16 protein-coding genes are annotated in these 15,295 nt (G+C 68.6%); 13 read left to right on the forward strand and 3 right to left on the reverse strand.

Features of this window, described 5'->3' with window-relative positions; translation table 11 throughout:
* From ACT6Q8_RS25255 to ACT6Q8_RS25275, 5 genes are all read left to right on the forward strand, one after another.
* Positions 1-869: biotin/lipoyl-containing protein (locus tag ACT6Q8_RS25255; protein ID WP_444739466.1), on the forward strand; the 869-nt coding region annotated here is incomplete at its 5' end.
* Positions 870-1,101: 232 nt separating this feature from the next.
* Positions 1,102-2,931, forward strand: a complete 1,830-nt coding sequence (locus ACT6Q8_RS25260) for an aminopeptidase P family protein (protein WP_444596770.1) — start codon at positions 1,102-1,104, stop codon at positions 2,929-2,931.
* Between the two features lie 34 nt (positions 2,932-2,965).
* On the forward strand, positions 2,966-3,220 hold the full coding sequence (locus ACT6Q8_RS25265) for a type II toxin-antitoxin system VapB family antitoxin (RefSeq protein WP_444596771.1): 255 nt from the start codon (positions 2,966-2,968) through the stop codon (positions 3,218-3,220).
* Positions 3,217-3,606 (forward strand): type II toxin-antitoxin system VapC family toxin, encoded by a 390-nt coding sequence (locus ACT6Q8_RS25270; protein ID WP_444596772.1) that lies wholly within the window; start codon positions 3,217-3,219, stop codon positions 3,604-3,606. The genes ACT6Q8_RS25265 and ACT6Q8_RS25270 overlap by 4 nt, the downstream gene beginning before the upstream one ends.
* A gap of 60 nt (positions 3,607-3,666) precedes the next feature.
* Positions 3,667-4,656, forward strand: a complete 990-nt coding sequence (locus ACT6Q8_RS25275; RefSeq protein WP_444596773.1) for an aldo/keto reductase — start codon at positions 3,667-3,669, stop codon at positions 4,654-4,656.
* A gap of 38 nt (positions 4,657-4,694) precedes the next feature.
* Here the strand turns inward: ACT6Q8_RS25275 and ligA are convergent, their stop codons facing one another.
* Positions 4,695-7,019: an NAD-dependent DNA ligase LigA gene (gene ligA / locus ACT6Q8_RS25280; RefSeq protein WP_444739467.1), complete on the reverse strand. Its 2,325-nt coding sequence runs from the start codon at positions 7,017-7,019 to the stop codon at positions 4,695-4,697.
* A gap of 107 nt (positions 7,020-7,126) precedes the next feature.
* Here ligA and ACT6Q8_RS25285 point away from each other — a divergent pair, with 107 nt between their 5' ends.
* The 3 genes from ACT6Q8_RS25285 to ACT6Q8_RS25295 are packed head-to-tail and all read left to right on the forward strand — an operon-like array spanning position 7,127 to position 9,374.
* Positions 7,127-8,116 (forward strand): M28 family peptidase, encoded by a 990-nt coding sequence (locus ACT6Q8_RS25285; RefSeq protein WP_444596775.1) that lies wholly within the window; start codon positions 7,127-7,129, stop codon positions 8,114-8,116.
* 59 nt (positions 8,117-8,175) lie between these two features.
* Positions 8,176-8,796: a methyltransferase family protein gene (locus ACT6Q8_RS25290; RefSeq protein WP_444596776.1), complete on the forward strand. Its 621-nt coding sequence runs from the start codon at positions 8,176-8,178 to the stop codon at positions 8,794-8,796.
* On the forward strand, positions 8,796-9,374 hold the full coding sequence (locus ACT6Q8_RS25295) for a hypothetical protein (protein WP_444596777.1): 579 nt from the start codon (positions 8,796-8,798) through the stop codon (positions 9,372-9,374). The genes ACT6Q8_RS25290 and ACT6Q8_RS25295 overlap by 1 nt, the downstream gene beginning before the upstream one ends.
* Positions 9,375-9,417: 43 nt before the next feature.
* On the opposite strand, the gene ACT6Q8_RS25300 is transcribed toward ACT6Q8_RS25295, so the two are convergent.
* A complete protein-coding gene (locus ACT6Q8_RS25300) occupies positions 9,418-9,879 on the reverse strand; it encodes a peptidylprolyl isomerase (protein ID WP_444739468.1) in 462 nt (153 codons plus the stop codon).
* A 68-nt stretch (positions 9,880-9,947) separates the two neighbouring features.
* On the opposite strand from ACT6Q8_RS25300, the gene ACT6Q8_RS25305 reads away from it, so the two are divergent.
* Positions 9,948-10,676 carry an RlmE family RNA methyltransferase gene (locus ACT6Q8_RS25305; protein ID WP_444596779.1) on the forward strand — a complete coding sequence of 243 codons (729 nt, stop codon included), beginning with the start codon at positions 9,948-9,950 and terminating at the stop codon, positions 10,674-10,676.
* A gap of 7 nt (positions 10,677-10,683) precedes the next feature.
* On the opposite strand, the gene ACT6Q8_RS25310 is transcribed toward ACT6Q8_RS25305, so the two are convergent.
* A complete protein-coding gene (locus ACT6Q8_RS25310) occupies positions 10,684-11,241 on the reverse strand; it encodes a DUF2061 domain-containing protein (protein WP_444596780.1) in 558 nt (185 codons plus the stop codon).
* Between the two features lie 132 nt (positions 11,242-11,373).
* Here ACT6Q8_RS25310 and guaB point away from each other — a divergent pair, with 132 nt between their 5' ends.
* The 4 genes from guaB to ACT6Q8_RS25330 are packed head-to-tail and all read left to right on the forward strand — an operon-like array spanning position 11,374 to position 15,198.
* Positions 11,374-12,831 carry an IMP dehydrogenase gene (gene guaB, locus ACT6Q8_RS25315; protein ID WP_444596781.1) on the forward strand — a complete coding sequence of 486 codons (1,458 nt, stop codon included), beginning with the start codon at positions 11,374-11,376 and terminating at the stop codon, positions 12,829-12,831.
* Between the two features lie 18 nt (positions 12,832-12,849).
* Positions 12,850-13,251 carry an MAPEG family protein gene (locus tag ACT6Q8_RS25320; RefSeq protein WP_444596782.1) on the forward strand — a complete coding sequence of 134 codons (402 nt, stop codon included), beginning with the start codon at positions 12,850-12,852 and terminating at the stop codon, positions 13,249-13,251.
* 1 nt (position 13,252) lies between these two features.
* Positions 13,253-14,506, forward strand: coding sequence for an RsmB/NOP family class I SAM-dependent RNA methyltransferase (locus ACT6Q8_RS25325; protein ID WP_444739469.1), 1,254 nt, complete (start codon positions 13,253-13,255; stop codon positions 14,504-14,506).
* Positions 14,503-15,198 (forward strand): 5'-methylthioadenosine/S-adenosylhomocysteine nucleosidase, encoded by a 696-nt coding sequence (locus ACT6Q8_RS25330; RefSeq protein WP_444596784.1) that lies wholly within the window; start codon positions 14,503-14,505, stop codon positions 15,196-15,198. The genes ACT6Q8_RS25325 and ACT6Q8_RS25330 overlap by 4 nt, the downstream gene beginning before the upstream one ends.
* The last annotated feature ends 97 nt before the right edge of the window (positions 15,199-15,295 follow it).

The raw sequence follows: 15,295 nt of genomic DNA on the forward strand, positions 1-15,295 counted from the left end.
GTGAGGTCAGCCAGTTTTATGACCCGATGATCGCCAAGCTGATCGTGCATGAAACCTCGCGCGAGGCGGCGGCTGCGCGTCTGGCCGACGCCTGCGGCGAGGTCGAGGTCTGGCCGGTGAGGACCAATGCGGGCTTCCTGAAGCGGTGCCTGGAGCATCCCCGGTTCGTGGCCGGGGATGTGGATACGGGGTTCATCGGGGCGGAAGAAGACGCCCTCGTCGCCGGTGGCGTGAGCGGTGATATGGGCCTTATCGGCGCGACCTTGATGCTGGGAGGACTTCCGCATCGAGTTGGCCGTGACGACGCCTACGCTTCATCACCGTGGGGTGCTCCATACGGCGTGTCTGGGTTTCGGTTGAATTCGTCCTCGACATCGCCGGTGTCGGTCAGTGTCGACGGCAGAACCCAGACGGTCTCTCTGACCCAAAGGCATGGCGATATAGGGATTTGGTCGTCGATAGACGGAAGGGAGCTCCATCTGGACTACGACCCTGAGACAAGTTCGCCCCTGGTTCAGCTTGGTGCGCGGCGGTTTCACTACGAGCCGTGGTTGAATGATGACTATCTCGTCTTTGTCGATGGAAACACGCACAGGGTCGCAATGCCCCGCTACGACGGCGCTGGCCGTGGCGCTTCCACCTCCGACGGCGCCCTGCGGGCACCCATGCCCGGCAAGATCGTCGCGACGCCGGCCAAGGCGGGCGACGCCGTGGTCAAGGGGCAGCCGGTGATCGTGCTGGAGGCGATGAAGATGGAGCATGCCCTGACCGCGCCCTTCGACGGGGTCGTGGGAGAGGTGAATGCGGCGGTGGGGGATCAGGTCGGGGCGGATGCGTTGCTGGCGGTGGTTGCGGCGGCGTCTGAGTAACTGTCCCTCTCCCGGCGGGAGAGGGCTTGAGCGTCCGGGAGCGCAGCGATCGGTAACGCGAAAGGGTGAGGGGCAGGTATCGACCGGGAGCCGCCGCGACCCTCACCCTACCGCACCAGAACGACGCCCCGGATCAAGCCCGGGGCGCCGTGTGCGGTCTCCCTCTCCCGACGGGAGAGGGAGAGGTGCTCGCCCTCTTGAGCCCCGTCGCGACCCGGCCTAATCCGGTCGCATGCGCCAGACCTTCGACGAAACCACCGATCCGTCCTTCGGGGCCAAGCATCTGCCCCTCGTGCGGGCGCGGCTGAAGGAACAGGGGCTGGACGGCCTGCTGGTCCCGCACGAGGACGAGTATCAGAACGAATATTTGCCGGACGCCAACGAGCGGCTGGCCTGGGTGTCGGGCTTTACCGGCTCGGCGGGCGCGGCCGTGGTGCTCACCGACCGGGCGGCGGTGTTCGCGGACGGGCGCTATACGGTGCAGGTCCGGGCCCAGGTGGACGCCAGCCAATTCGAGATTCTGGATTTCGTCGAGGGAGGGGTGCCCGCCTATTTGGAGCGTGCGCCGAAGGGGGCGGTGATCGGCTATGACCCGCGTCTGCACAGCCCGGACGCGCTGGCGGTGCTACGACGTGCGGCGGAGAAGGCCGGGGCGACGCTGAAGGCCGTGGACGTCAATCCGCTGGACCTGGCCTGGGGCGATGCGCGCCCGGCCCAGCCGCAGGCGCCGGTCGTGCCGCATGAGGATCAATATACGGGCGAGACGGCCGAGGCGAAGCGGGTGCGGATCGGACAGGCTGTGGCCGCCGCCGGGGCCGAGGTGGCGGTGCTGACGGCGCCGGCGTCCCTGGCCTGGCTGTTCAACATTCGCGGCGGCGACGTGATCCGCACGCCGTTGCCGCTGGGCCAGGCGATCGTGGCGGCGGACGGCTCGGCCAGCCTGTTCCTCGACCCGGCCAAGGTGACCAATGAACTGCCCGGCTGGCTGGGCGATGCCGTGGAGTTGAAGTCGCCGGATGCGCTGGAAGCGGCGCTGGACGGAATGTCGGGCAAGGCCGTGCTGGTCGATCCGGGGCTTTCGTCCGCCTGGGTGTTCGACCGGCTGGAGGCGGCGGGGGCGAAGGTGGTGCGCGGGATGGACCCCTGCACCCTGCCGCGCGCGGCCAAGAACGCCGTCGAAATCGAGGGCAGCCGCCGGGCCCACATCCGCGACGGGGCGGCGCTGAGCCGGTTCCTGCACTGGGTGGCGACCGAGGCGCAGGATCAACTGCCGGACGAGCGGGCCGTGGTGACGAAGCTGGAAGGCTTCCGCGAGGCGACGGGCATGCTGAAGGATCTGTCGTTCGACACCATCGCCGGGGCCGGGCCGAACGGCGCCCTGCCGCACTACAAGCCTGTGGGCGCCAAGATCCGGAAGATGGAGGCGGGCTCCCTGCTGCTGGTGGACGGCGGCGGCCAGTATCTGGACGGCACGACCGACGTGACCCGCACCATGGCCGTGGGCGAACCCTCGGCGGACCAGAAGCACAAGTTCACCCTTGTGCTGAAGGCCCATATCGCCATGGCGACCATCCGCTTTCCGGTCGGGACGACGGGGCACCAGCTGGACGCCATCGCCCGGGCGCCGATGTGGGCGGCGGGCTTCGACTATGACCACGGCACCGGCCATGGCGTGGGGTCGTATCTGGGCGTCCACGAAGGGCCGCAGCGGATCGCCAAGGCGTTCAACAGCCAGCCCCTGCTGACCGGCATGATCCTGTCCAACGAGCCGGGATATTACCGCGAGGGGTCGTGGGGCATTCGCATCGAGACCCTGCAGGTCGTGACGGCGCCGGAGCCCATCCTGGGCGGCGAGCGGCCGATGCACGGGTTCGAGCAACTGACCTTCGCGCCCATCGACCGGCGGCTGATCGAGGTCTCGATGCTGACCGAGGCCGAGCGGGCCTATGTCGACGCCTATCACGCCGAGACCCTGGCCAAGGTCGGGCCTTTGCTGGCCGAGGGCGTGCAGGCGGATGCGGCGGCGCTGGAGTGGCTGACCGAGGTCTGCGCGCCGCTTTGAGGGGGTGGGGCGGTGTGGTAGAAGCGGTTCTACCATGCTGAACATCAAGAACCCCGAAACCCATCGTCTTGCCAGGGAGCTCGCGCGCCGACGCGGCGAGAGCCTCACCGCAGCGGTGACGGCGGCCCTGCGCGAACAGTTGTCCCGGGAGCCGGAGGCACCGGTCAAGGCGACCTATGACGAGGTCAGGGCCTTGCTGGCCGAAATGCGCGAACACATGCAGCCGTTGGAGCCGGGTGAGGATCCCACCGCCTTCCTCTACGACCCCGAGACGGGGATGCCTGCTTGATCGTCGACAGCTCCGCCATCATCGCGATCATTTTCGGCGAGCCGGATGCAGACGAATTGCTGAGGTCGCTGATGGGCGGCGAGCCACGAATGTCTGCGGCGACCTATTTCGAAATGGGCATGGTGATTGATCGCAAGGCGGAGGATGATTTTCCGGCCAAGGCGTTTGATCGGTTGCTGACCCTCGCCCGCATCGACGTTGTTCCAGTGACCCGGGAGCATGCGGATCGCGCCCGCCGGGCCTATGCGCGCTTCGGCAAGGGCAATCACGAGGCGCGGCTGAACTTCGGCGACTGTTTCGCCTATGCCTTGGCGAAGGAAACGGGCGAGCCCCTGTTGTTCAAGGGCGAGGATTTCGGCCGGACGGACATCGTTTCCGCCGTCTGATCTTGCGCTGCCGGGGTCGGGAGACGACTTGAGGCGCCTGCACACCAAAGGAGCATCCCCATGAAGACGCGCAAACTGGGTCCGAACGGACCCGAGGTCTCGGCCATCGGTCTGGGCTGTATGGGGATGGCGGCCTTCTACGGCCAGGCGTCGGACGAGGCGCAGGCGACGGCGGTGATCCACCGGGCGCTCGATCTGGGCGTCACCTTCTTCGACACGGCCGAGATGTATGGGCCGCACACCAACGAGATCCAGGTCGGCAAGGCGCTGGCGGGCCGACGCAACGACGCCTTCGTCGCGACCAAGTTCGGCATCGGCTACAACGCCGACCGCACGGCGTTGGCCGTGGACGGGACGCCCGCCAATGTGCGGCGCGCCATCGAGGGCAGCCTGAAGCGGCTGAACATGGACCACGTCGATCTCTACTATCTTCACCGGGTGGACCCGAATACGCCGATCGAGGAGACGGTCGGGGCGATGGGCGAACTGGTCAAGGAGGGCAAGGTCCGCTTCCTCGGCCTGTCGGAGGCGGCGCCCGAGACGATCCGTCGGGGTCATGCCGAACATCCGATCACGGCGTTGCAGACGGAGTATTCGCTGTGGAGCCGTGAGCCGGAGGACGGCATTCTGGAGACCGTGCGCGAACTGGGGATCGGCTTCGTGCCCTATAGTCCGCTGGGGCGGGGCTTCCTGTCGGGCGACATCAAGTCCATCGACGATCTGGAGCCGGGTGATTTCCGGCGTTCGAACCCGCGTTTCATGGGTGAGAACTTCCAGAAGAACCTCGATCTGGTCGAGGCGATCAAGGGGATCGCGGCCGACAAGGGCGTGACGGCGGCGCAACTGGCCCTGGCCTGGGTGCTGGCCCAGGGCGAGGATCTGGTTCCGATCCCCGGCACGCGCCGGATCGCGACGCTGGAGCAGAACGCGGCGGCGGCGGACATCGTGCTGACCGCGGAAGACCTGGCCGCGATCGAGGCGGTGTTCCCGAAGGATGCGGCGTCTGGCCACCGCTACGCCGAGGCGGCGCGGGCGGCGCTGAATCGGTGAGTTCAAGTCCTCCCTGTCGCGCCGCGATGGGGAGGACGTCAGGCGATCAGCGCCAGCCACTCGTCCTCGGTCAGAACCGTTACGCCATGCTTCTGGGCGTCGGCGAGTTTTGACCCGGCGCCGGGGCCGGCGACGACATAGTCGGTCTTCTTCGACACCGAGCCGGAGACCTTGGCGCCGAGGCTTTCGGCGCGGGCCTTGGCTTCGTCGCGGGTGAAGCGTTCGAGGCTGCCGGTGAAGACGACGGTCTTGCCCGAAACGGGGCTGTCGGCGGTGGGGCGTTCGGCGTCGATGACCGATTCCAGCTCGGCGATCAGGGCATCGACCACGGCCTTGTTGTGATCCTCGTGGAAGAACTCGGCCACGGCGCGGGCGGCGACGGGGCCGACGCCGCTGATCCCGGCGATGCGGCCGAGGGTCTCGGACGGGCCTTCGTCGCGGGCGATGGCGGCGAGACGGCGCAGGCCGGTCCAGTCGGATGCGAGTTCGGCCAGGGCGCGCCGGGCGGGGGAGGCGAGACCCGGGAAGGCAAGGGCGATCTTCTGGTCCAGCGGCGCCTCGGGCCAGGGATCGTTCTCGGCGACGTCGGCGGCGGCGAGGGTTGAAAGCACGCGGGGCGAGACGGCGTGGGCTTCCGCCAGACGGGTCCATTCGGCGGAGGGGATGCCCTGAGCCGCCTCCAGTCCAGCAGCGTGGAAGGCGCTCCAACTGCCGAACTCGCGGGCCAGCAGGAGGGAGGTCTGGTCCCCAATGTCACGGATGCCGAGGCCGAAGATTAGCCGTTCCAGGGTGATCGTCCGGCGGGCGTCGATGCCGGCGACGAGGTTCCTGACGCTGGTTTCGCCATAGCCGTCCTCGGCGCGCAGGGCGTCGAGCTTTTCGGCGTCGCGGGCCAGGCGGAAGATGTCGGCGGGTTCGTGGATCCAGCCGCGCTCGTGGAAGGCGATGAGCTGCTTCTCGCCCAGACCCTCGATATCGAAGGCGCGGCGAGAGACGAAATGCTTGAGCCGCTCGACCAGCTGGGCGTCGCAGATCAGGCCGCCGGTGCAGCGACGGCGGACCTCGCCCTCGGGCCGCACCGCCTCGGAGCCACAGACGGGGCAGTGGGTGGGGAAGACATAGGGGGCGGCGTCGGCCGGGCGTTTGTCGGCCACCACCGAGACGATCTGGGGGATGACGTCGCCGGCGCGTTGCAGGACGACGGTGTCGCCGAGGCGGACGTCCTTGCGGGCGATCTCGTCCTCGTTGTGCAGGGTGGCGTTGCGGACCACGACGCCGCCGACGGTGACGGGGGTCAGGCGGGCGACGGGGGTCAGGGAGCCGGTGCGGCCGACCTGGATGTCGATGCCTTCGAGCACGGTGGTCGCCTGTTGCGCCGGGAACTTGTGGGCGATGGCCCAGCGGGGGCTGCGGGCGATGAAGCCGAGGCGCTGCTGCCAGTCGATGCGATCGACCTTGTAGACGACGCCGTCGATATCATAGCCCAGCCCGGCACGGTCGGTCTCCAGACGGCGGTAGACGTCGATCAGGCCCTCGGCGTTCTCGACCCGTTCGGAGCGGGGGTTGGTGGGGAAGCCCCATTCGGCCAGCTTTTCCAGGGCGCCGTGCTGGGTGTCGCTGAAGCCCTCGACGGGTTCACCCCAGGCATAGGCGAAGAAGCGCAGCGGGCGGCCGGCCGTGATCCTGGGGTCTTTCTGGCGCAGGGAGCCGGCGGCGAAGTTGCGGGGGTTGGCGTAGGTGCGGCGGCCTTCGGCCTCGGCGACGGCGTTGAAGGCGGCGAACTCGTCGTTGGGGGCATAGACCTCGCCCCGCACCTCGATGCGGGCGGGCCATCCGGAGCCATGCAGGCGCGTTGGGATCTGGCTGTCGCCCAAGGTCCTGAGGTTTTCGGTGACGTCCTCGCCGGTCTTGCCGTCGCCGCGCGTGGCCCCGACCTGAAGCACGCCATTGACATAGAGAAGGGAGGCGGACAGGCCGTCGATCTTGGGTTCGGCGACGAAGGCGACGGCCTCGTCGGCGGGCAGGTTCAGGAAGCGGCGGAAGAGGGCGACGAAGTCGGCCACGTCTGCGTCGTCGAAGGCGTTGTCGAGCGACAGCATGGGCACGCCGTGGCGGACCTCGGCGAACTGGGTCGAGACGGGGGCGCCGACCTTTTTCGACGGAGAGTCGTCGCGGACGAGGTGAGGGAAGCGGGCCTCGAGGGCGGCGTTGCGGGCCTTCAGGGCGTCATAGTCGGCGTCGGTGATCTCCGGCTCGGCCTCGGCGTAGTAGAGGGCGTCGTGACGGGCCATCTCGGCGGCCAGATACGCCAGTTCCTCGCGCGCGGCGTCTTCGGTCAGGGGGGCGAGGTCGGTCTCGGTCATCGGGAATCGCAACGGCTGGGGGGGCGGGTTTAGCAGTCCATGACGGGAACTTAAGCTGACGCGGCGCCTGCGTCCCGCTATTCATCGGAAAAGTGTCAGGAGTCTTCATGCGCCGTCCGATTCTCGCCGTCCTGCCCGGAATGGCCGCCCTGACGCTTCTGGCCGGATGCGAGAGCCTGAACCTGCCGTGGGAGACGAAGGAAGCCGCGCCGGTCGCTGCGGAGGCGCCCACGCCCGCCCAGGTCGCCGTGCCGCCGCAACTGATGGAGGACGTTCGCATCCTGTCGGCTGACGACATGGAGGGGCGGGACACCGGCTCGCCGGGCGGGGAGCGGGCGCGGGCCTATATTGTGTCGCGGCTGGAGGCCATGGGGATCGCGGCGCCGCCGATGGGGCGGCTTCAGCCGTTCGAGGCCGATGGGCGCACGCGCGAGGGCGCGAAGAAATTCAACGGCACGAACATCCTCGGCCTGATCCCGGGCACGCGCGCGACGGACAAATACATCGTGGTCAGCGCCCATTACGACCACGTCGGCGTCAGTGGAGGCTTTGTCTACAACGGGGCTGATGACAACGCCTCGGGCGTGGCGACCATGCTGGAGCTGGCGGCGCGGCTGAAGGCGGCCCCGCCCGAGCACAGCGTCATCATCGTCGCGTTCGACGGCGAGGAGCGGGGGCTGATCGGGGCCAAGCATTTCGTCGAGGCGCCGCCCGTGCCCCTGTCGTCCATCGTGCTGAACATCAACTACGACATGACCTCGCGAGCCGAGACGGACGGCAAGCTGTGGGTCACGGGCACCTACCAGCATCCCGACCTGAAGCCGTTGATCGAGGGCGTCGGGCCGGTGGGCGCCGTAACGCTGGCCTTCGGCAAGGACACGCCGGCGGACACGGGCGCGGACAACTGGGTCAGCGCGTCCGACCATGGGGCTTTCCACCGAGCGGGGCTGCCGTTCCTCTATTTCGGGGTCGATTATCACCCCGACTACCACCGGCCGTCGGACGATTTCGAGAAGATCACGCCCTTGGTTTTCGCCAGTGCGACGGAGCTGGCCATCACGGCGTTCCGGCGTCTGGATCAGGGTCTGGACCGTTGACGTAAACCTGTCGCAATCTCGGCGCTAACAATCGCGTCTGAACTGCGGGGGATACAGAGATGACGGCGACGAACTTCGACCTTCAACGGGTCCAGAGGTGGCGCAAGGTCGCCATGGGCGCCGGGCTGATCGGGGCCATGGCCCTGGCGGCCCTGACGGGGACCATTGGCGGCGACACGGCCTGGCATGAGGGGATCGAGGCGGTCGGCCTGGGCTTCATCGTCGTCTGCATCGTCGGTCGAGCCTGGTGTTCGCTCTACATCGGCGGGCGCAAGAAGGCCGAGATCGTGGATCGGGGGCCCTATTCGATCAGTCGTAATCCGCTTTACCTGTTCAGCTTCATCGGGGCCTTCGGTGTCGGCGCCCAGACGGGCAGCGTGACCCTGGCCCTGGTGTTCACGGTCCTGACCTTCGCGGTGTTCCATTTCACCATCCAGCGGGAGGAGGCCTGGCTGTCGAACGCCTTCGGGGCGGACTACGAGGTCTATCGCGCGCGCACGCCGCGCTACGGCCCCGATTTCAGCAAGTGGCGGGATCAGGAGACCATCGAGGTCAAGCCGCGCTTCTTCCTGACCACGATCCGGGACGGGCTGGTCTTCCTGCTGGCCGTGCCGGTGTTCGAGTCGCTTGAGATGCTGCAGCAAAGCGGCTGGCTGGCGGTTCTGGCGCGTCTGCCCTGATGACCGTGCGGCGTCTGGCGGCGGTGCTGGCGTGCGGCGGGGCCTTGGCCGCTCTGGCAGCCTGTGACGATTTCAGGCCGCGCTCCGACAGCGGGGCGGAACCGCCTGCGGCGCCGGCCGCGGCGGCGTTCCGGTCCGATCTGAGCGGCGACATCTCGGGCTACTACATGCCGGCGGGCGAGGTGCGCGCGGGCGACTGGCTGCTCCGAAACGCCTTCGTCGGACAGGCGGCGGACTTCGCCAGTTGGGAGGCGGGGACGCGTCAGGGCGTCTTCGCTCCGGTGATGTTCGAGTTCGAGGACGTGACCAGCCCCATGACGGCGACCGAACTGGGCGAGGTGCGTTCGGGCCAGATCCGCGTCCTGCCGAGCCGGTATGCGGTCAACGATAGTCGCGTGTCATTCGAGGGACGGGCGGACGGCGTCGGCGTGGTGCGCTTCGACGGGCGGCTGGACGGCGACGCCCTGGCGACGGCCCGCCGCAATCTGGGCGACGAGAGCCCGGTGCTGGTCGGGACGCTGACCGTCGGCGGGCGGCGGTTCGACGGCGTGCGCTTCCGCTGGTGGGCGGGGGATTGAGCCGCAAATGAAAAGGGCGGGCCTTTCGACCCGCCCCCTGAACTCAGTTGACCGTCGCCTTGACGATCTTGCCCGGCGCGCGGGGCGGCTCGCCCTTGGGCAGGGCGTCGACGTGTTCCATGCCCTCGATGACCTGACCCCAGACGGTGTACTGGCGGTCCAGGAAGGTGGCGTCGTCGAAGCAGATGAAGAACTGCGAGTTGGCGCTGTTCGGGTCCGAGGTGCGGGCCATGGAGCAGACGCCGCGCACGTGGGGCTCGGACGAGAATTCCTGCTTCAGGTTGGGCTTCTTGGAGCCCGAGGTGCCGGTGCCGGTCGGGTCGCCGCCCTGGGCCATGAAGCCCGGGATGACGCGGTGGAAGACCACGCCGTCATAGAAGCCCTCGGATGCCAGTTCGGTGATGCGTTCGACGTGGCCGGGGGCCAGGTCGTTGCGCAGCTTGATGACGACGTCCTTTTCGACGCCGTCGCCGGTGTCCAGGGTGAAGGTCAGGGTCTCGGCCATGCCGGGTTCTCCGTCTGAATATTGCGGGGGTCATAGCCGCTGAGGGCCGTGGGCGCTATGTGGGGAAGATGAGCGACGATGAAAAGCCCGAAACGCCTGCTGCTGCGCCGGCGCGCCGCAAGATGGTGCGTCCGCCCACCGGTGGAACCGCCGCCGGGCGCGGCATGGGCGCCCAGATCAAGACGGCCGACAAGAAGTCTATGTCCTCGATCCAGTGGATCAAGCGCCAGCTGGCCGATCCCTGGTCCGAAAAGGCGCGGGCCGAGGGGTGGCGCAGCCGGGCGGCGTTCAAGTTCGCCGAGATCGACGACAAGTTCCGGCTGGTGAAGCGGGGCTCAAAGATCATCGACCTGGGCGCGGCGCCCGGCGGCTGGGTACAGGTCTGCGTCAACCGGGGAGCGGCGGCGGTGGTCGGGGTCGACCTGTTGCCGATCGAGCCGATTCCGGGGTCGATCCTGGTGCAGGCCGACTTCACCGACCCCGGCGTGGACCAGCAGTTGATCGACCTGCTGGGCGGGGCGCCGGACCTGGTCATCTCCGACATGGCGCACAACACCGTGGGGCATCGCCAGACGGACCACCTGAAGATCATCGCCCTGATCGAGATCGCGGCCGATTTCGCCATCCGGACCCTGAGGCCCGGCGGCGCCTTTGTGACCAAGAATTTCCAGGGCGGTGACGCGGGCGGGGTTCTGGCCGACCTGCGCGCCAACTTTCAGGACGTGAAATTCGTCAAGCCCGAGGCCAGCCGCAAGGGCAGTTCCGAGGTCTATCTGGTGGCGCTGAACAAGCGCTGACGCGCGTTCAGGCGGGCTGATCGGCCGCGAGACGTTCGCGCTCGCGTTTCGCCTCGATGCGGGTCCAGATGCGGTCGTGCAGGGTGAAGAAGACCGTCTGCACCAGCGGCTCGATGGTGCCGATCGCCAGGGCGATGCGGATGTCGCGGGTCAGGGCGAAGGCCACCAGCACCGCCACGGTGAAGTGCATGCAGCCGTAGGTGATCGTCTTCAGCGCGATCTGTTTGAACGAGCGGGGCAGGGCGTGGCTGTGGCCGTGGTGGCCGAGCGGGCCCTTGCCGTGCGAGCGCGACTGCTCGGCCGGGGACATGACGTCCAGACGGGCGGTGAAGGCCTCGGCGGCCTCTTCCACGCCCGAGCGCAGGCGGCGCTTCTCGATCCGGTGCCAGACGCGGTCGTGAATGGAATAGGCCACGGTCTGGAAGAAGGGCTCGACGACCCCGACCGCCAGGGCCAGTCGCCAGTCGCGCGTGATGGCGAAGGCCACCAGAATCGCGACCGCCAGGTGCATCAGCCCATAGCTGGCGATCTTCAGCGCCAGTTTGCGCGCGGTGGACAGGATCATCGCGACCATAAGCAGAGAATGGGGAGGCCGCGGGCCGGTTGCAAATCAATAAAATATGGCGCCGCAACACGACGGGCCTTGCTCTGGAGGCCCCGTCGCCCTTATACGCGGCCCGCAAAACGGAGACTCCCCATGGAGATTCGCGAGGGCCTCACCTTCGACGATGTTTTGCTTGAACCCGGTCCCTCGGAGGTCATGCCTGCCGATGTGGACGTCTCGACCCAGCTGACACGCGACATCCGCCTGAACATCCCGCTGCTGTCGTCCGCCATGGACACGGTGACGGAAAGCCGGCTGGCCATCGCCATGGCCCAGTCCGGGGGCTTGGGCGTGCTGCACCGGAACATGACCATCGAGGAACAGGCCGACGAGGTCCGCGCCGTCAAACGCTATGAGAGCGGGATGGTGGTCAATCCGGTCACCGTCGGGCCCGACACCACCCTGGGCGAGGTCCGCGAGATCGTCGCCCAGAAGAAGATCTCGGGCTTCCCCGTGGTCGATCCGAAGTCGGGCAAGCTGGTCGGGATGTTGACCAACCGCGACATGCGGTTCGAGGGCGATCCGTCGATCAAGGCCTCGGCCCTGATGACCACCGGCGATCTGATCACCGTGCGCGAGGGCGCCGGGCGGGACGTGGCGCGCGAGTTGCTGCGCACCCGCAAGATCGAGCGGGTCATCGTCGTGGACGAGGACTATCGCGCCGTCGGCCTGATCACGATGAAGGACATCGAGAAGGCCCAGGCCTTCCCCAACGCCGCCAAGGACGATCAGGGCCGTTTGCTGGTGGGCGCGGCCTCGACGGTCGGCGACGCCGGCTATGAGCGGGCCATGATGCTGGCGGAGGCGGGGGCGGACGTGGTGGTGATCGACACCGCCCACGGCCATTCGTCGTCGGTCGCCGCCGTGGTCGAACGCATCAAGCGCGAGTCGAACCGCATCCAGATCATCGCCGGCAACGTCGCCACCTATGACGCCACCCGCGCCCTGATCGACGCCGGCGCCGATGCAGTGAAGGTCGGGATCGGCCCGGGCTCCATCTGCACCACGCGTATCGTCGCGGGCGTGGGCGTGCCTCAGCTGACCGCCGTGATGGAGGCCGCCCGGGCGGCGCGCGAAAGCGGCGCCCCGGTCATCGCCGACGGCGGCATCAAGTATTCCGGCGACCTGGCCAAGGCCATCGCGGCGGGCGCCAGCGTGGCCATGATGGGGTCGATGTTCGCCGGCACTGACGAGAGCCCCGGCGAGGTCTTCCTGTACCAGGGCCGCAGCTACAAGTCGTACCGCGGCATGGGATCGGTCGGCGCCATGGCGCGCGGATCGGCCGACCGCTACTTCCAGAAGGAGGTCTCGTCCGAGAAGCTGGTGCCCGAGGGCATCGAGGGCCAGACCCCCTATAAGGGGCCGATCAGCCCGGTCCTGCACCAGTTGGTCGGGGGGCTGCGCGCCTCCATGGGTTATGTCGGGGCGGCCAGCGTGGCGGAGTTCCAGAAGCGGGCCCGTTTCGTGCGGATCACCGGCGCCGGATTGCGCGAGAGCCACGTCCATGACGTCATGATCACGCGGGAAGCGCCGAACTATCGGCAGGGCTGATCCGCAGGGGGACGAACCATGACGACCGAGCTGACCTATCTGGCCCTGACCCTGGTCCTGGCCCTGGTGCAGGTCTTCCTGCCCGCCGGCGCGCGGACGCTGGAGTTCGGCTCGAAATGGAATGCGGGACCGCGCGACAGCACGCCCGCCTCGACCCGGCCCGTGACCGGGCGGCTGGAGCGGGCCCAGGCCAATCTCTACGAAACCCTGCCCCTGTTCATCGGGGCGGTGCTGATTGCCCATGTCATCGGGGCGTCCGGCGCCCTGACCCTCTGGGGGACGGCGCTCTTCTTCTGGGGGCGGGTGGTCTATGTGCCGCTCTACGCCCTGGGCGTGCCCTATGTCCGGTCGCTGGCCTGGCTGGTTTCGCTCGCGGGACTGGTGATGGTGCTGGCCTCCCTGTTCCTGCTGAAAGTCTAGAGTGACCCCCACCGCCCGTCTCGCCGCCGCCGCCTCGATCCTGGACTCCATCGCCCAGAGCCGCCAGCCGGCGGAAGTTGTGCTCAAGGCCTGGGGCCAGCAGAACCGCTATGCCGGGTCCAAGGACCGCCGCGCGATCGCCGACCGGGTCTATAAGGTGCTGCGCGCGCGGGGCCGTCTGTCATGGATCATGGGCGGGCGCGAGGACGGTCGGGCCCTGGTGATCGGCTCCCTGTCGGCGCTGGACGGGCTGCCGCTGGAAGAGATCGAGGCCCTGCATTCGGGCGACGGCTATGGGCCGCGGCCCCTGTCGAAACAGGAACGGTCGCGGCGGGCGGCGGGCGACGGCGACTTGCCCGGATGGGTGGCGTCGGGCCTGCCGGAGTTCGTGGTCGAGGACTTCAAGGCCACCTATGGCGAGGGCTGGACCGAACAGGCCCGCGCCCTGATGGCGCCGCGCGCGCCGATCGACCTGAGGGTCAATGCGACCACGGACGTCGATGCGGTGGAGGCCGAGTTGCGCGACGCGGGTCTGGCCCCCGAGCGCACGCCCTGGTCGCCCTGGGGGCTCAGGCTGGCGTCCGAGCCGCCGCCGAACGTGCAGGCGCTCGACGCCTTCTCGGCCGGGCGGATCGAGATCCAGGACGAGGGCAGTCAGGTGGTCTGCGCCCTGGCCGGCGCCGCGCCCGGAATGACCGTGGTCGACTACTGCGCGGGCGGGGGCGGCAAGACGCTGGGGCTGGCGCAGGCGATGAAGGGCGAGGGCCGACTGATCGCCGCCGATGTGGTGCGCAAGCGCCTGGACAACATCCAGCCGCGTCTGGAGCGGGCCGGCGTCGAGGCGGAACTGGTCCTGCTGGGCCAGAACGGCGGCGGGCTGGAGGCCCTGAACGGGGAGGCCGATCTGGTGCTGGTCGATGCGCCGTGCAGCGGGTCGGGCACCTGGCGGCGGCGGCCCGAGGACGCTTGGCGGCTGACCGCCGAGGAAGTCGAGCGTCTGCACGCCCTTCAGGTGCGCATTCTGGGGCAGGCGTCAAAGCTGGTGAAGCCGGGCGGACGGCTGGCCTATGTCACCTGTTCGATGCTGACGGCAGAGAACGAGGCCAGCGCGGACGCCTTCGAGGCGGCCCATCCCGAGTTCTTCCCCGTCGCCGTCACCGCGCCCTGGGGCGGGGAGGGGTTGCGGTTGCGGATGTCGCCGGCCACGACCAACACCGACGGCTTCTTCTTCGCCCTGTACGAGCGCGCGGCGTGAGGCTGGAGCGATACGGTGAGGTCACGGTCCTGCCGGTCATGGCCGCGCCGCTGGAGTGGGGCGAGCATCTGAGGGCGCGGATCCAGCCCCTGATGACCGGCATCGGCCCGGTGGAGGCCGCCGTCGTCCTGAGCGCCGCCCTGGCCCGGCTGGAAGGGCAGGGGGAGACGCTCGATCTGATCCTGTCGCTGGGGTCGTGCGGGTCGCCGACACTGGAGCATGCGGCGGTCTATCAGGCGTCGTCGGTCAGCTATCGCGACATGGACGCGAGCCCGCTGGGGTTCCCGAAGGGGGTGACGCCCCTGCTGGACCTGCCGCCGGTCCTGCCGCTGCCGTGCCCTGTCCCGGACCTGCCGACCGCGACCCTGTCGACCGGGGCGAACGTGGTGTCGGGCGCGGGCTACGCCGCCATCGAGGCCGATATGGTGGACATGGAGACCTGGGCGCTCGTGAGGGCGGCCCAGACCTTCGACATTCCCCTGATCGCCCTGCGGGGCGTGTCGGACGGCAAGGCCGAGCTGACCGGGCTGGACGACTGGCGCTCGCCTCTGGTGCAGGTGGACGAGACCCTGGCCGTCGCCCTCGACAAGCTGGTCGCCGTCCTGGCCGAGCGAGGTCTCGCCGCGCTTGAAATCCCCGCCCGACCGGGCCAAGACCCCGCCGCATCCGCCGCCTCGGAAAGCTTCGCATGACCCAGATTCCCCACCAGAAGGTGCTGATCGTCGATTTCGGCAGTCAGGTGACCCAGCTGATCGCCCGCCGCCTGCGCGAGGCCAGCGTCTATTGCGA

The sequence above is a fragment of the Niveispirillum sp. genome (assembly GCF_052437035.1).
Lineage (GTDB): Bacteria > Pseudomonadota > Alphaproteobacteria > Azospirillales > Azospirillaceae > Niveispirillum.

What these genes read in the sequence shown, in the direction of transcription:
- ACT6Q8_RS25260 (WP_444596770.1), top strand. Translation starts at nt 1,102, where the DNA reads ATGCGCCAGACCTTCGACGAAACCACCGATCCGTCCTTCGGGGCCAAG.
- ACT6Q8_RS25265 (WP_444596771.1), top strand. Translation starts at nt 2,966, where the DNA reads ATGCTGAACATCAAGAACCCCGAAACCCATCGTCTTGCCAGGGAGCTC.
- ACT6Q8_RS25275 (WP_444596773.1), top strand. Translation starts at nt 3,667, where the DNA reads ATGAAGACGCGCAAACTGGGTCCGAACGGACCCGAGGTCTCGGCCATC.
- ligA (WP_444739467.1), bottom strand. Translation starts at nt 7,019, where the DNA reads ATGACCGAGACCGACCTCGCCCCCCTGACCGAAGACGCCGCGCGCGAG.
- ACT6Q8_RS25285 (WP_444596775.1), top strand. Translation starts at nt 7,127, where the DNA reads ATGCGCCGTCCGATTCTCGCCGTCCTGCCCGGAATGGCCGCCCTGACG.
- ACT6Q8_RS25290 (WP_444596776.1), top strand. Translation starts at nt 8,176, where the DNA reads ATGACGGCGACGAACTTCGACCTTCAACGGGTCCAGAGGTGGCGCAAG.
- ACT6Q8_RS25295 (WP_444596777.1), top strand. Translation starts at nt 8,796, where the DNA reads ATGACCGTGCGGCGTCTGGCGGCGGTGCTGGCGTGCGGCGGGGCCTTG.
- ACT6Q8_RS25300 (WP_444739468.1), bottom strand. Translation starts at nt 9,879, where the DNA reads ATGGCCGAGACCCTGACCTTCACCCTGGACACCGGCGACGGCGTCGAA.
- ACT6Q8_RS25305 (WP_444596779.1), top strand. Translation starts at nt 9,948, where the DNA reads ATGAGCGACGATGAAAAGCCCGAAACGCCTGCTGCTGCGCCGGCGCGC.
- ACT6Q8_RS25310 (WP_444596780.1), bottom strand. Translation starts at nt 11,241, where the DNA reads ATGATCCTGTCCACCGCGCGCAAACTGGCGCTGAAGATCGCCAGCTAT.
- guaB (WP_444596781.1), top strand. Translation starts at nt 11,374, where the DNA reads ATGGAGATTCGCGAGGGCCTCACCTTCGACGATGTTTTGCTTGAACCC.
- ACT6Q8_RS25320 (WP_444596782.1), top strand. Translation starts at nt 12,850, where the DNA reads ATGACGACCGAGCTGACCTATCTGGCCCTGACCCTGGTCCTGGCCCTG.